This window comes from Nitrospirales bacterium, assembly GCA_031315865.1.
Lineage (GTDB): Bacteria > Nitrospirota > Nitrospiria > Nitrospirales > UBA8639 > JAGQKC01.
Genome location: JALDRJ010000002.1, coordinates 3,002,143 through 3,017,752 on the forward strand (window position 1 = coordinate 3,002,143; position 15,610 = coordinate 3,017,752).

Sequence of the window (15,610 nt, forward strand, 5' to 3'; positions counted from 1 at the left end):
TTCCACAACGTTTGTTCGGACGAATTCTGCCTCAACGTCTTTCTCCCGTGTGCTTATACCAGGTTCGATATCTTCAATTTTCCTGATCATCAAACCATGGCTCAAAAATTCGGAAATTTTCGCTGGGTCAAAGACGGGTATTTAGACAATCGCACTCAAGGGGTAGTTGTGGGCCAAATGACCTTTGCGGGTCTTGGACTCGTAGACTTTTGTCTTGCTGGGCAGTTTAGTGGAGAAATCAGCGGGCAAGTGATTCGCTTTCAGAATTCCAAGTTCTTGGACGATGGGCGCGCGATCGATTCGTTGGCCGATCTCGAGACGCCGCAGATCGGGAAAGTCAGTCTGATTTCTTTTGATCCTCATCCTTTGTTGTCGCCGCATCCTTACATTGAATGGTTTTCACGACACGATCAGCATTATCGTATTGAACTTGAACCGCACGATGCACATATCGTGTCCGATGACCAACTACATGAGATTACTCCAACCAGCACATCACTCTTGCAAAGACTCCAGCCCCTTCTTTAATGACATCGATGACATCTCTAGTTGAGGATGATCGCTACAGTTCACTTGTCAAATCCACGATGGCCACGACGGTGTTTCGTTGACAGCCTCAGGAGTCGCTCGTAGAATGCCTGACATGAATGATCGATTTCTTCGTGCTTGCCGTCGGGAGTCTGTCGACCGGACGCCCGTCTGGTTTATGCGGCAAGCCGGTCGCTACATGAAGGAATATCAAGCGATTCGTAAGCGCTATTCCATCCTCGAGGTGTGTAAAACTCCTGAATTAGCGACCGAAGTGACACTCCAGCCGATTGAGCGATTTCCATTGGATGCGGCCATTATTTTCGCCGACATCCTGTTACCTCTTGAGGGCATGGGGTTACAACTCGAATTCCTGGAGAACAAAGGACCGGTTTTTCATAACCCCGTCCGTTCTGAGGACGACATTGCCCTTTTGCGTCGAGTCGACGGAGAGACTTTTGGGTACGCGGGTGAAGCGATCCGCCAGGCCCGCCAGGCATTGGCCGGTCGTGTGCCCTTGATCGGGTTTGCCGGGGCGCCCTTCACGTTGGCGAGTTACGCCATAGAGGGGGGGAGTTCACGGGATTATCGTCGAACAAAAGAGATGATGTTTGCCCGTCCTGACTTATGGCATGCGCTGCTCACGAAGTTAGTCGATGGCGTCATTGAATATTTGCGCGTGCAGATTCACGCCGGAGCCCAGGCCATTCAATTGTTTGATAGTTGGGTGGGGTGTCTGAGTCCTGATGATTATGAAGAGTATGTGCTGCCACATACGAAGAGGATTTTCGATGCTCTGGCGACTGAAGGGATTCCTAAGATCTACTTTGGGACGGGAACGGCGACGTTGCTCCCACTGATGCGCAAAACCGGTTGCGATGTCATGGGTCTCGACTGGCGTGTCCGATTGGATGAGGCGTGGGCCACGGTTGGGTACGATCTCGCGGTTCAAGGAAATCTCGACCCACTCGTGCTGGGAGCTCCAGTGGAGGAAATTGAGCGACGAGTTCGGCGAATCCTGCAGCAAGCCAACGGGCGAAACGGACACATCTTCAATCTCGGGCATGGTATTCTTCCTCATATCCCTGTTGAGTCTGTCGAGGCCGCGATAGACTTTGTCCATCGACTGAGCGCGCGGGAGGTACAATAACTTCAGGTTCGGTTCCACCGCATAATCCATCGTTCTGCTTGCGGCATGGTTGCGGGTGCGGTGCAAGTGGCCCGGATGGATGTCATTCCTCAATGAAGAATAGATTCCGGCATTTATGGTAAGGTCTTCGCCTCACGTCGCCATCATCGGTGGCGGTATTTCAGGTCTTGCGACAGCCTTTGCCCTTCAAAAAGCCTCTCAACAGCAGAACAAGCCCATCACCTGCACGCTGATTGAGAGTCAGCCGCGATTTGGAGGGAAAATCGTCACCAATCACTTGGATGGTTTTCTGATCGAAGGCGGTCCTGATTCATTCTTGACTTCAAAGCCCTGGGCCCTGGAACTCTGCGAGGACCTGGGGCTTTCAGGGCAATTGATCAACACGAACGCGGGAAATAGTCAAACCTTTTGTTATGCCAAAGGGCGGCTCAGAGAGCTTCCTCAGGGGCTAGTCGCCTTTGTTCCAACTCGGCTGCGTGCATTATGTTCCGGTGGCTTGATTTCGCCCATTGGTATGCTTCGCATGGGATGGGAATGGTTTGTTCCCCGGCGCACCGATCCTGACGATGATGAATCCTTAGCTTCCTTTTTTCGGCGAAGGCTCGGAGCCGAGGCGTTTGATTACTTTATCGAGCCCCTTGTCGCTGGGATATATGCCGGCAATGCCGATGAGTTAAGTTTGCGCGCCACATTTCCTCGATTTTTAGAGCTGGAGCAACAATATGGGAGTTTGATTAAAGGCATGCGGGTTCAGCAGGCACGTGGACGACCGCCATCACCGGGGACACAACCTCGGCGAACGATGTTCACGACACTGCGAGGCGGTTTGGGCGATTTAATTGAGTCGCTGGTGAAACGCCTGACGGATGGGGGAACGCGGCTTCTATCCGGACGTCAGGTGGTTGATATGCGCCAGGGTGGTTCTTCATCGCACTCCGGGTATACGCTTCGGTTAGACAACGCCGATAACATCACGGTGGATGATGTCGTGTTGGCCACTCCGGCCTACGTGTCGGCCAAGCTCCTTGAGCCGATCCAGCCGACGGTTGCCGGTCTCTTGCAGCAGATCCCCTATTGTTCGACGGCCACGATCTCTCTCGCATTTCGTGAGTCTGACGTCGAGGGTAAGATCAAAGGATTCGGGTTCGTGATTCCACGTGTGGAAAGGCACGCGATGATTGCCGCGACCTGGACGTCGCTCAAATGGTCCGACCGGACCAGAACCGGACAGGCACTCGTTCGTTGTTATGTCGGGGGAAAGGGAAGAGAACATATTCTTCAAGAAGACGATACTGCACTCATCAGGTATATCCGCGAGCAATTACAGGCGATCGTCGGTCTTTCGGCGGAACCGTTACTGACGGAAGTTCATCGCTGGGACCGGGCCATGCCTCAGTATGTCTGCGGTCATCTGGCACGGTTGCAAGATATTCGTGTTTTGATGAAAGATCTTCCAGGCCTTCATCTGACGGGGGCGGCTTTTGACGGGCTTGGCATCCCTGACTGCATTAGAGAGGGAACACGTCTGGGTACGGCCTTGGTGGAGTCTTACGAATAAGGAATTTCTCGAATATGATCATGAAGAGGGGACATGAGTGACGAGTTTTCGCAGGCCCCGGACGTCGTGCGTGCGCATGTAGTCGTGCATGGAACCGTCCAGGGCGTGGCATTTCGAGCGTATGTCCGACATCATGCCCAGCGATTGAACCTTCATGGTTGGGTGAAAAACCTCCCGTCCGGTCAAGTGGAATTGGAAGTGGAAGGCGGGCCGGATGTCGTGAATGTGTTTCTCCCTTTTTTACACGATGGACCTTCTCTTGCTCATGTGGAACGGGTTGACGTGAACTGGGTTGCCGTGATGCACGATGTCACGCCGTTTGAGATTCGACGATAACGTCTTGCAAGGTTTCATTCCTGGATGGAATTGTCCCCGACATAAAATGTCTAAAAAGAGGGGACGGTGCATAGAATCGCTATGATCTTGAACCCCTAGAGGTATTGTATGGATTACAAATCAATGATTCGTGAAGTGCCAGATTTTCCGAAGCCCGGCATTTTATTTTACGATATCACGACACTCCTGAAAGATGCGAAAGCGTTCGGGCATATTATTGAGACACTCACCGAAAAGTATCAAGCGGCCAACATCTCAAAAGTGGTCGGGATTGAATCTCGTGGTTTTATCCTTGGAAGTCCTCTGGCCTACCGGTTAGATGCCGGATTTGTTCCCGTACGAAAACCAGGAAAATTGCCCGCAGATGTGTATGAAGTGAAGTATAATTTGGAGTATGGATCGAATTCTTTAGCGATTCATCGGGATGCCATCGAACCTGGAGAGCGAGTCTTGGTAGTCGACGATCTGCTAGCCACAGGCGGGACAGCGAGCGCGACCGTCAATTTAATCCGTCAATTAGGTGGGGCCATCATCGAGGTTGTCTTTCTCGTGGAACTTCTTTTTTTATCCGGGCGTGAGAAACTGAAGGATGCATCGGTGCATTCCCTGATTACCTATACTTAATGTGTCCTATTTGCCAGAATGTGTAATTTTGCTAAGATCACATCCTTGTCTCTGTCTATGTGCATGAAACGGCGTGCCATCAGTCATCACTCTTTGATGGCTCAGCCAGAAAGGGCACCGATGTATGGTTCAAAAAGTTCAGAAAAAAAAGGGTCCTGCATCCTCGGGAAAGGGCAAGACAAGCCGAGCGGTGAAAAAGGCCAGGATGCCTCAACAGGGCAATACGACCAGCAAGCGCGTATCAGTCACTAAAAAAGATTCTGAAAAAACACGGGAGTCAACGAAGAAACCCAGCTTGGCTGCTAAGACAACACAGAAGAGGCCGACTGCAAGTCCTGCCCCGAAAATAACTGCTCGATCATCGAGTTCTTCGATAAAGAAAAGTACAGGGACGTCTCGAACAACCAAAAGGGAACCAATGAAGAACGAGTCAACAGAGAAAAAGTCTAGTACCCCTAAGGATCGAAAAGCTACGTTGAAAAAGATACTTCTTGCCAAACGTGACGCTATTTCCCAAGCCATCAAACAGCAATTGGGACAATCTCTGACGGATGAACAACAACGACGCTTAGAATCAGCGATGGATAGCGGCGATCAAGCCCTTGTGGATTTAGATCGTGAAATGGGAATCTCACTCCAAGAAATGCGAAACAAGGAACGGCAACAAATTGATGATGCCTTGGTCAGCTTAGAAGAAGACACCTATGGTATCTGTGCTGAGTGCGGAGAGGAGATTAGTGAGAAGCGGCTTCAAGCCTTACCCTTTGCGCGATTATGCGTAGGCTGTCAAACGAACCGTGAACTGATAGAGAAAATTGAACGAGCGGAACATCGTTCGTGATGTTTGCTGGGGATGTGAACGGTCGTCTTTTACTTGAATATCGGACCAGCTATGCAGGGGTGGTGGGTAACCGTTCAAACGTAACATTGATACGATGGCAGAAGGCAAAGCCATTATTCTAGCGAGTGGTGGGCTGGATTCAACCGTCACGGCTGCAATCGCAAAGTCTCAAGGGTTCAATCTCTATCTGCTGACGATCGCTTATGGTCAACGGCATGGCATTGAAATCGATCGGGCAAAACAAATTGCAGCCTGGCTTGAAGCCAAAGAGCATAAAATCATCACACTCGACCTTCGAACATTTGGCGGATCGGCTTTAACTGATGACATCGAAGTGCCCCGACCTCACTCCCGTACAGGCGATCCAAGAGAAATTCCGGTGACCTATGTTCCAGCCCGGAACATGATTTTCTTGAGTCTTGCCGTTGCTTATGCCGAGGTGCTCGAAGCTACCCGCATCTACTTTGGGGCCAATACCTTGGATTATTCAGGGTATCCTGATTGCCGTCAAGAATTCGTATCGGCATTTACGACGATGGTCCAGCTTGGCACCAAATTGGGGGTTGAAGGACAATCCATTGAAATCCTGTCTCCATTGATTCGCATGACAAAAGCTGAAATTATCAAGAAAGGCCTGGCGCTCAATGTGCCCTTTGCATTGACGCATAGTTGTTATGCGCCATCGGTTGATGGACGCGCCTGCGGCGCGTGCGAGAGTTGTGTATTTCGTCAAGAGGGATTTCGAGCGGCAGGTGTTGATGATCCTGGGATGAACACGAGCGTATTCGACTAGCAAGTCAGTGCGGACATCATGCCGGAGAGGTTCTAACATATAATGTCGTGGTCGAGCATGCGAGGTTGTCAGAGAAACGCGATAGGGTTGTGTGTCTTGTCTGGTTGCCTTGCGTTATTCTTCGGTTGTTCAGAACCTGCGACGGAAGTTAGTCATGAAGATCATGAGGCGACCATGTCTTCTTCTCCTGTGACGGAACATCAGGTGGCGGTCCCTACACAATTTGTCCCGGGCGAAACGCTCTTTGACACTCATTGTGCACGATGCCATGGAGCGCAGGGCAGTGGAACCAAGCAGGGCCCCCCGCTGGTGCACAAGATCTATGAACCCAGTCACCATGCCGATTTTGCCTTTCAACGGGCTGCCGCACAAGGCGTTCGAGCTCATCATTGGAAGTTTGGCGATATGCCCAAGATAGATGCCGTTACCCCGGAAGATGTGAGCTTGATCATTCAGTATATCCGTTGGCTCCAACAACAGGCTGGGATTTTTTGATCCTTCCTAACTCATCTTTTCCCTCAATCCCCTCGGCAAGTGTATCGTATCCCGTGAGTAGTCGGTGCTGAATCTCATGTGACGTTGGACCGGAATGCCCTAAATTTTACAGATACAGGAAGGCAGGAGGGGCGAAGTCGATTCAAGGCTCGCGCACTGTGCAGGGTGGGAAAGATCGTGACGCGAGGGAATCCTATGCGTGAGTCAGACGGTTTCGGAAGATCTGATAGACCAAGTGGGTATCAGTTTGGGCCACGCCATCAATCGCGTGAATGCGAGTCAACACCAGCTGGGTTAAGGCTTCTTGGTCAGATGTTTCGGTCAAGGCAATGATGTCGGGCTTACCCCAGCAAGAGTCAATGGTCTTGATTTCGTCAATTTCGCTGAGGCGATCGATCACCTCGTCTATCAGACCAGGCAGCACATTGATCAGAACATAGGCGCGATGGATTTGCATAGTCATCCGTGACCTTTCAACATATGGTAAATCGATCTCTTGCGAGCAGGTAAAACAGATTCTCACACGGTAACTCAGGCCACTCCTTAAGACAAGATGCCTTTTCGCCTCCAAAACGAGACAAGGCGTCTATGGCATGATGCGGTCTAATGTCTCCACCAGGTCAGCAATTCGGTGAAATCCCTCCTGCCAGAATTTTTCAGAACGGATATTCACGTTCAGCGGAGTGAGGAGCGATTCAGGGCTGGCGGAGCCGCCGGCCGAGAGCAGGTTGAGATATTTGGGAACAAAGGATTGGCCTTCATTTTTATACCGCTGATAGAGGGCCAGGACCAACAAATTTCCAAAGCTGTAGGCGTAACAATAAAACGGGCTCGCGAAGATGTGTGGAATGCCCAACCATTCCCATTGAAAGGCTTCAGGAATTGTGATGTTCCGTCCGAATTGTTCACGGAGAAGCTGAAGATAGGTGCTGGCCAAGGCGTCAATCGTGGCTCCCTCACTGACCATCGCATGAGCCTGGCGCTCAAATTCCACGAAATAGGCTTGTCGTAAGATCGTCGCGTACAGGTCGTCCAATTGTGTCACCAGCAGGGCACGTCGGGCTTGAACTTTTCGTTCCTGGTTCAAAAAATTCTCAGACAAGAGTTGTTCTCCAAAGATGGAAGCTGTTTCAGCGAGCGGCAACGATGAATGAAACGTCAAGACAGAATGTTCATGGGCCAACATGCCATGGACGGCATGGCCGAGTTCATGAGCCAACGTGGAGACATCGCGCGCTTGACCGTTAAAACTCATGAGGACGTACGGGGTCTGCTGGGGCGTGACGCTATAACAGAACGCTCCGCCCATCTTGCCCTGTCGTGGTTGCGCGTCAAGATGCCGTTCTTGAATGACCCGTTTCGCCAACTGAGCGAGGCGTGGAGAAAACTGCCGGTAGGAGTCTTCCACCATCTTCCAGGCTTGAGGGAACGAATAGGTCGTAGTGGTTGCTTGAAGAGGAGCGTACAGGTCATAGCGTGTAAACTTTGGCCGCTTGAGTAATCGCGCCTTGAGAACAAAGTAATGTTGGAAGAGTTTCGCATGCTTACGACATGCGGACAGCAGCGCGGTCACCGCTTGGTCCGGTATGTCGTTGGCCACATTCCGAACGCTGATCGGAGCATGATAATGCCGGAGGCCCATGCCTTCATTCTTCCAGTCCATAACGAGGGATTTATACATTTCTCCGATGACGTCACGTTGCGCCGAATAGACGCGAAAGAGCTCTTGATAGGCCGCTTGACGACGCCTCGCCGATGGATGCCGGACGTGAGTCGTCAATTCTTCCCGTGTGAGTGAATGGTGTTTGCCGTCAATCGTGAGGGAAAATTTCAGTCCAGACGTCAAGACCCCATACAGCATCTCGACCGCTCGCCGCCCAGTACTGTTCTTCACGCTGATAACCTGTTCCTCTGCTTCGCTGAGCGTATGTGGTTTCAGTCGTGTGAGGGTTTCAAGATAATATCGAAGACTACCTGATCGTCGAAGGAGAGGGTTGGTCTGTTGCGGGTCGAGGGATTGCCACCAGAGGTCTAAAAAAAGAATCCGGTTTTCGAAGGTGGTAAGTCGTTCACGAACGGTGCTTTCAAATGCGCGTGCCGCCTGTCCTTGTGTATTTTCGGCAAACCAGAGAAACGCAAAGGCGTGCAGCTTGGCCGAAATCACGGTGATCGATTCTTTGAGCTGAAAGGCTTGATCAAAAAGTGTTGCTGAGCCTCGTTTCGTCAAGTTGGGTCGTAACCGTTCCAATTGACTGACGAGTTGTTCCAGTTTTTTCGACAGTGTCTTGAAATCGTGTTCCGGGTTGGCCAACAGGTCGGATAATTTCCAGTGGGGACCTGTTTGGGATTTAGAAGCAGCTTTCGCCATACGTTCGTCTCCTCGATATAGAGCTAAGGGTTTACGGTTCGTCACACAAATTGAAAGGAAGAGAAACCGGAAGGTGTGTTCGATGATGGACGGACAATGACTATACGTATGAATAATGGAGCTGGCGAGAGGAATCGAACCTCCGACCGGCGGTTTACAAAACCGCTGCTCTACCGACTGAGCTACGCCAGCTCACAGGCGTTTATAGGTTGCGCGTACAAAAGCGTCCATCAAATGTCCACGACGTGGAGGTATCGCGAGTCGGTGTCTTTATACCAGGATTGTAAGCTTCCTCGTCAAGCGGACAGTTGCCGCATGGAGTCTTCCGGGAACGTATCGTTCGAAAGTGGCCACGGGTGATGAGGATAGATTAGCACACGATCGGCTTTTCCCCAACCTTATTGGGCCTGCGCGAGAATGCCGTTGACGACGGTTTTCAATAGCCCCATTCAGTGATTTGGAAGCAAGGATAAAGGTGCTAGGAGCGCACACAACTTCTTCGGCGCGCCAGTGAGCGTCTTCGGCACCTTGCGCATCAAGTTTGACCCAGATCTGGAATGGACCCCGCCCTGGGGGGATTGAGAGAAGATGGGTGAGATGGCTTACTCTTCTTACATTTCTCAGCGGCTCAATGTTCGAATATACGCCAGCACATCGTGAATCTGTTGCATGGTGAGAACCTTTTCCCACGGGGGCATTCCTGACCCGGCTTTCCCTTCGCGAATAATTGTCACGAGTTCCGAGTCCGGATCGGTTCGTACGTCCTCACTGGTTAAGTCAGCTGGCGAAGGATCAAGATACATGCCGTCAGGGCCATCACCTTTTCCTTGTTCACCATGACACCCTGTACATTTTTCCTGAAAGATTGCCGCGCCTGCTGTCGGATCTCCAGAGTGTTCGCCTGATTTTCCGGCTTCTTGTGCCTTCGCACTGGCCGGGCTCAGGAATCCCGATACCATGAGAATGACAACTAGAAGACACATACGTTGTGAAAAATTCATCCGGCTTTCTCCTTTACTACTAATAGGTTTTCCAGTGAGTGTCTCGGCACCTTGCATGTCCACTTCTCAGCGCGAGAGTCTACTCGGAGCTCTGGCTGTGACGAAACCTCGCGGACATCGGTTTTGCTGTCACACCATGGAGCACGATACTTAGAGTCACCGTCAGGACGACACATGCGAGGAGTTCTTCCATTCCTGGGACAAAAAAACGTTTGACAACTAGCAGTGCGAACAAGATTGAAGCCAATCCTCGCGGACCGAACCAGCCGAGGAAGAGTTTTTCATACGCAGTCAGCTTCACTCCGCTCAGGGACAGAAAGACGGGCAGTATTCGGACCACTGACAAGAATCCGATTGCCAAAACAAGAGTCTTCCAGTTTGCATGGGCAAGACCGATCGGCACGATGACGGCGCCGAAGATGATGAACGTGAAAATCGTGAGGAGTTGCCCTTCGCTTTCCATGAATTCGGTGATGAACGTGCTTGAATTTTTCAAGGTATTTCCGAACATCAGTCCGCCGACGAACGCCGCGATGAATCCATTCCCGTTGATCAGTTCTGCCAGCGTAAACGTCAGGAAGGCGACGCTGAGGAAATACAATCCTTGAAACGTGGTGGTGATCAGCCTGGCTTCGATGACCACATCCATGATTCTGGCGAAGACATACCCGCTCACGATACCTGCCAGTGGCCCAAGCGTCACTTGCATCAACGAGAACAAGAACAGATTATCCGGTACGTCCTCCACCTCGATGCCAAATTGTTGAGTCGCTAACAGACCCGCGATAATGACGAACGGAAGAGCCAGGCCATCGTTGAGCCCGCTTTCCACGTTGATCCCCTGTCGCAAGGGTGACGGTACGGATTGATTCGTCACGACTGTCTGGCCCAGTGCCGCATCGGTTGGTGTGAGAATGGCCGCCACCAGGAACGCAAAGACCCAAGGCTCATCCGGAGATACCCAGTGGGCGAGCAGTGTCCCGAGCAGAATCGTCAGCGGCATTCCCACGAGCAACATGCGCGTTGGGATCGCATAGCTTTTGGCGAGTTCTCGAAACCGAATGCGGGAAGCATCTGAAAACAAAACCAGGATCAGGGTGATTTCCGCGATCGCATGGATCGTCTCGTGCTCTATCTTCATGGGCACATGTTCGGCTTCGTCGCGGACGAGCAGCCAGCCAAAGGCCGTGAAAAACATCGGCAAGGTAATGATCGAATCTTCGATCCAACGCGAAAAAATCGCGAAGCTCACGATTCCCAGGAGAATGATGGCGATCAGATAGAGCTCAGGCATGTCTCGCGGCGTGGTTGCCAGAAGGTTCCAGCGTAAAGGCTGGGCCGATCGTTTGAGTGGAGTGACTGCGGGCGACGCCCAAGCGATCGGTTGACTGTACCGCAAATCGTCCTTGAAATTCCAAAATGTGCGTGCCTGTCATCGCTACCCAAACGTGACATGATGGAAATTAATAGCGAATGCCCCCTTTATTCATGGCCGGCATGGCCGATCAATCTTTCCAGATTAGTCAGCGCAATAGAAAGGTCATATTTCGCATGGGTATATTCCAATTCGGTCTCTCTCATGACCCGTTGTGCGTCCAGTACCTCGAGCAGACTTGTTTCTCCATACTGAAAACTCACTTGAGCGATTCGCAAGGCTTCGCGTGCTTGCGCGAGAAGGCCATGCTCATACGTCGAGATTTGCGCCGAAGCCATGTGGATCTCCTGCAGATGCTGTGACATGTCTTTGCGAAGCTGCGTTCGTGTTGCCAGCAGCGTGGCTTCCTCCTGTCGCATCACCCCTTTGGCCTGTGCGATCTCTCCCTGGCGCTGATGCCACAAGGGAAGCGGAATTGAAAGGCTTCCCACAAAGGCTTCTCGTCCGATATCTCGTTGATAGCTTCCGTTCAGGGTCACGTTGGGTACTCTGGCCTGGAGTTCTTTTTGATGCCGTTCCTGGGCTTCTTCTACCCGTTTTTGACCCATGATGATCGCTGGGTGAGACGATAAAGTGTCCTCTGAAAAATGTGAGCTGTTCCAATCATCAGGCAATGATTTGAAGGTTCCACGTATACTGAAATCAGTGCCCAACTTGCCAGCTGTCAGGCTATTCAGGGTTGCTTGAGCCGTGCGAGAGGCCCCTGTTGTGCGAATCCGTTCTTTTTGCAGTTTGAGCGTTTCCACTTTCATTTTAATCGCGTCAAAGGGAGGTGCCTCTCCTGACTTCACTTTGCTTTGAATGGCCTTGTAGAGCCGTTTGACTGTTTGGATGTTTTGCATAGCCAGGGAATGTTGGCGATTGAAGAACAGCAACGTGTAGAAGGCTTGCTTGACTTGCGCCGTGACATTCAGCCTGGCTTGTGCAAGCCCGGCTTCCGCACTTTGAACGCTCGCCCGGGCTGCCCGCTGTTCTGCGTGGCGTGTTCCCGGCCACTCTAACGGCTGGCTCAGTGTGACGTAGCGTTCCATAATGGGCGAGCCCATCGAAGGATCGCGAAGTGATCCTCGGCCGGACTGAATGTCAAGAGTCGGGTTCGGGTACGCTGACGCGGCTAAGGCATGCCCCTCTTTCTGTTCGACGAGACTCTGTCTTTCAACAAGTAGTGGATTGTGCGCTAAGGCTATCGAGAGAATGTCCTGAAGCTCAAGGGCTCTCTTCTTATGAGCAACCGCATGGTCTTTGGCTTCTGTTCGTGCAGGAGTGAAGCCACTCATGACGATGAACATGAGGAAAATGGTCATTACATGCATATCGCTAACTCTCCTTTTCGATCGAGTCAAACATCGAGGCTTCTGAGGGTGCCATTGACATCCCATGTGAAGCAACCATGGCCTGTCGCGATCGTCCAATGAATCGGTAGAGGGATGGAATAACTAACAGGGTTAAGGCCGTCGAGGTGATCAGTCCTCCAATGACGACCGTAGCGAGTGGGCGTTGGACTTCTGCGCCCATACTCGTGGCGATGGCCATGGGCAAAAACCCGAGGCTTGCGACCAGGGCCGTCATCAGGACCGGGCGAAGGCGATCCATCGATCCCTGCGCCACGGCCTCAGACGTCGGGAGCCCCCGAGACTCCAATCTTCGAATGCGACTGACAAGAACAACACCATTTAAAACAGCGATTCCGAACAGTGCGATACAGCCAATCATCGCCGAAATACTTAAGGGAAGTTCACGAAGCCAGAGTGCAAGGAGACCTCCCGATAGTGCAAGCGGTACGTTCAAAAAAATCAGGAGGGCGGGTGGCAAAGTCCCGAAGATGACCGAGAGAATGGCGAGGATTAGCAAGAGGGTAATCGGAAGAATGATCGATAGCCGCTTGGTAGCCGCTTGGAGATGTGTATATTGGCCTCCCCATTCAAGGTAGTATCCAGTCGGCAGCGTGATAGAGTCTTGGATGGCTCGTTGAGCTTCCGTGACAAACGATCCTAAGTCTCGACCGCGGATGTTGGCTTCGACGACGAGGCGACGCTGGACATTCTCCCGGCTGATCTGCGCTAACCCTTCATCGACTTTGATGTGCGCAACCCGTGAGAGCGGAACCAGTTCACCATGGTTGGTTGGAATGAGGATGTTGCCCAATGCGGAAGGGCTTGATGATGCCTCATCGGAAAGACGGACGATCAGAGCAAACCGGCGTTGCCCTTCGAAGATCGTACCGACGGTTCGTCCGACACGTGCGGCTTCTATGACTGTTAACACATCTTTGGCATTCAACCCGTATCGACCGAGTTGTTCACGGTCAACGATGGCTCGAATTCGTGGAATTCCGGTCACTTGCTCCACTTGAATATCTTTCGCGCCTGCAACCTGTCCTAATGTTTGTGCAATACGTTCACCCTGTTGTCGCAGGACTTTCATGTCTTCGCCGAATATCTTTATGGCGAGATCCGATCGTGTTCCACCGATCAGTTCATTGAAACGCATTTCAATCGGTTGCGTGAACCCGAGTCCGATGCCTGGCACGGCATCGAGGATGGCGGTTCTCATGATGGTAATCAGCTCGTCTTTCGTGGAGGCTGTTGTCCAGTCGTCAATAGGTTTGAGGACGACGAAGACATCAGATAATTCGATGCCCATGACATCGGTGGCGACTTCAGGACTTCCTGTACGTGTGACGACCTGAGTGACTTCCGGAAACTGCCGGACCACGCGTTCCACTGCTAGAGCTGTCTCAACGGATTCACTCAGCGAAATGCTGGGAAGCCGCCAAATTTGAATAGCCATGTCCCCTTCTTCTAACTGAGGCATGAATTCGATCCCTAACCGTGATCCGGCGAGCAGGCTGAGCAGAAACAATCCGATGGCAGGAATCACGATCCAGGCTGGCCGGGAAAGGGAAAATCGGAGGCAGGGTTGGTAGATCCGACGGGCTTGACGGATCAGCCAAGTTTCTTCGTGGTTGGATGTTCCCTGAGCGAACCAATAGGACAGAACGGGGACGACCGCTACAGCAAACAGTAATGATCCGGCTAACGCAAAAATCACGGTTATCGCCATTGGCCGGAAGAGTTTTCCTTCGAGCCCAATCAGAGATAAGATCGGAACGTACACCACAATAATGATGGTGACGGCATACACGATCGGACGTAAGACTTCCTGGGCCGCTTCCTGAATTACGGCCCGTTTTTGATCTTTCGAACCCTTCCCAGTCGCTCCGAGTTTTCGGAGGATGTTGTCAATCATCACGACGGACCCGTCAACCAAAAGACCAAAATCAATGGCTCCCAGACTCATGAGGTTGCCCGAGATACCGGCTTGATACATGCCAGTGAACGCGATCAGCATTGACAAGGGGATTGCTGTCGCGACGATCATTCCTGCTCGAAGGTCACCGAGGAATAAGAAGAGAATCGCGATGACGAGCAGGCCGCCCTCGATGAGATTGTTCCGCACGGTTTGAATGACTTGATCGACGAAAAGCGTGCGGTCATAGTAGGGTTCGATGATGACTTCAGGAGGAAGCGTCGATTGGATTTCCTGCACCCGTTCTTTGACTTGCGATACGACCTGTTGCGCGTTAGCGCCCGCCAACATTTGGACCATGCCGATGACTGTTTCGCCTTCGCCCATACGTGAGGCAGCGCCGATACGGAGTGAAGAGTTTTCCCTGACTTCGCCGATATCTTTGATGAAGATCGGGACGCCTCCGGGTCCGTGGTCAATAACGATGTGTTCGAGCTCAGCGATGCTTGAGGCCATCGCTTCGCCTTTAATGAGGTAATGTTCTCGTTCATGTTCAATGTATCCACCACCGACTAAGGCATTATTCTGTTCCAGGGTTTCGAAGATTTGCTTGAGCGTCAGATTGAAAGAGAGTAGCTTGCCGGGGTTTACGACCACCTGAAATTGTTTCGTTTCACCGCCCCAGATATTCACCTCGACGACTCCCGGCACGGTTTGAAGACGACGGGCGATATCCCATTCCAGGAGCGTACGTAAGGCCATCGGGCTCTGTCGTTCGCTACGGAGAGTGAACTGGTAGACCTCGCCAAGTCCCGTGGTTGGTGGTCCCATCATTGGACGTCCATAGACCGGAGGAATTTCTTGGGTGGCGAGAGCCAGCCGTTCGCTGACGAGCTGGCGGACAAAATACTGATCGAATGTTTCGTGAAAAATTGCCGTGACAGCCGACAGGCCATACCGTGAAACCGATCGAATTTCTTGCAGTCCGGGAAGACCGCTTAAGGAGGTTTCAATCGGGAAGGTGATGAATTGTTCGACTTCGACCGGTCCCAAGGCCGGTGACCGCGTGAGAATCTGAACTTGGACAGGTGTCAGGTCGGGTACGGCGTCGATCGTCAGGGCATGCAATGACCATAGGCCGGAGATCGTCACCAGCACGAGTGTGACGAGAGTGAAGAAGCGATATTGAAGAGAGAGCGTCAGCAACCGTTCCATGCGGTCCGTCCTGATAC

The 15,610-nt window shown here is 51.9% G+C and carries 14 protein-coding genes and 1 tRNA gene; 8 read left to right on the top strand and 7 right to left on the bottom strand.

What is annotated here, in order from left to right; translation table 11 throughout:
• Nucleotides 1-96 precede the first annotated feature (96 nt).
• The 8 genes from MRJ96_13690 (at nt 97) to MRJ96_13725 (ending at nt 6,325) form a co-directional block, all read left to right on the top strand.
• Entirely contained in the window at nt 97-528 is a 432-nt protein-coding gene (locus tag MRJ96_13690) for a hypothetical protein (GenBank protein MDR4502497.1), read from the top strand.
• A 115-nt stretch (nt 529-643) separates the two neighbouring features.
• A complete protein-coding gene (hemE, locus tag MRJ96_13695) occupies nt 644-1,678 on the top strand; it encodes a uroporphyrinogen decarboxylase (protein MDR4502498.1) in 1,035 nt (344 codons plus the stop codon).
• Between the two features lie 115 nt (nt 1,679-1,793).
• Nucleotides 1,794-3,236, top strand: coding sequence for a protoporphyrinogen oxidase (gene hemG, locus MRJ96_13700; protein ID MDR4502499.1), 1,443 nt, complete (start codon nt 1,794-1,796; stop codon nt 3,234-3,236).
• A gap of 33 nt (nt 3,237-3,269) precedes the next feature.
• A complete protein-coding gene (locus MRJ96_13705) occupies nt 3,270-3,572 on the top strand; it encodes an acylphosphatase (protein ID MDR4502500.1) in 303 nt (100 codons plus the stop codon).
• A gap of 108 nt (nt 3,573-3,680) precedes the next feature.
• Nucleotides 3,681-4,196, top strand: a complete 516-nt coding sequence (locus MRJ96_13710) for an adenine phosphoribosyltransferase (protein MDR4502501.1) — start codon at nt 3,681-3,683, stop codon at nt 4,194-4,196.
• A 475-nt stretch (nt 4,197-4,671) separates the two neighbouring features.
• On the top strand, nt 4,672-5,037 hold the full coding sequence (locus MRJ96_13715) for a TraR/DksA family transcriptional regulator (protein MDR4502502.1): 366 nt from the start codon (nt 4,672-4,674) through the stop codon (nt 5,035-5,037).
• Between the two features lie 94 nt (nt 5,038-5,131).
• Nucleotides 5,132-5,830, top strand: a complete 699-nt coding sequence (gene queC, locus MRJ96_13720) for a 7-cyano-7-deazaguanine synthase QueC (protein MDR4502503.1) — start codon at nt 5,132-5,134, stop codon at nt 5,828-5,830.
• Nucleotides 5,831-6,004: 174 nt separating this feature from the next.
• Nucleotides 6,005-6,325, top strand: a complete 321-nt coding sequence (locus MRJ96_13725) for a cytochrome c (protein ID MDR4502504.1) — start codon at nt 6,005-6,007, stop codon at nt 6,323-6,325.
• Between the two features lie 193 nt (nt 6,326-6,518).
• Here MRJ96_13725 and MRJ96_13730 read toward each other — a convergent pair whose 3' ends face one another.
• The 7 genes from MRJ96_13730 to MRJ96_13760 form a co-directional block, all read right to left on the bottom strand.
• Entirely contained in the window at nt 6,519-6,788 is a 270-nt protein-coding gene (locus tag MRJ96_13730; protein ID MDR4502505.1) for an Lrp/AsnC ligand binding domain-containing protein, read from the bottom strand.
• A 123-nt stretch (nt 6,789-6,911) separates the two neighbouring features.
• Nucleotides 6,912-8,693, bottom strand: a complete 1,782-nt coding sequence (locus MRJ96_13735) for a M3 family oligoendopeptidase (GenBank protein ID MDR4502506.1) — start codon at nt 8,691-8,693, stop codon at nt 6,912-6,914.
• 116 nt (nt 8,694-8,809) lie between these two features.
• Nucleotides 8,810-8,885 (bottom strand) — tRNA-Thr (locus tag MRJ96_13740).
• A gap of 428 nt (nt 8,886-9,313) precedes the next feature.
• A complete protein-coding gene (locus MRJ96_13745; protein ID MDR4502507.1) occupies nt 9,314-9,694 on the bottom strand; it encodes a cytochrome c in 381 nt (126 codons plus the stop codon).
• Nucleotides 9,695-9,773: 79 nt separating this feature from the next.
• Nucleotides 9,774-11,093: a sodium:proton antiporter gene (locus MRJ96_13750; protein MDR4502508.1), complete on the bottom strand. Its 1,320-nt coding sequence runs from the start codon at nt 11,091-11,093 to the stop codon at nt 9,774-9,776.
• 83 nt (nt 11,094-11,176) lie between these two features.
• A complete protein-coding gene (locus MRJ96_13755; protein ID MDR4502509.1) occupies nt 11,177-12,442 on the bottom strand; it encodes a TolC family protein in 1,266 nt (421 codons plus the stop codon).
• A gap of 4 nt (nt 12,443-12,446) precedes the next feature.
• Nucleotides 12,447-15,593, bottom strand: coding sequence for a CusA/CzcA family heavy metal efflux RND transporter (locus MRJ96_13760; protein MDR4502510.1), 3,147 nt, complete (start codon nt 15,591-15,593; stop codon nt 12,447-12,449).
• Nucleotides 15,594-15,610: the final 17 nt, after the last annotated feature.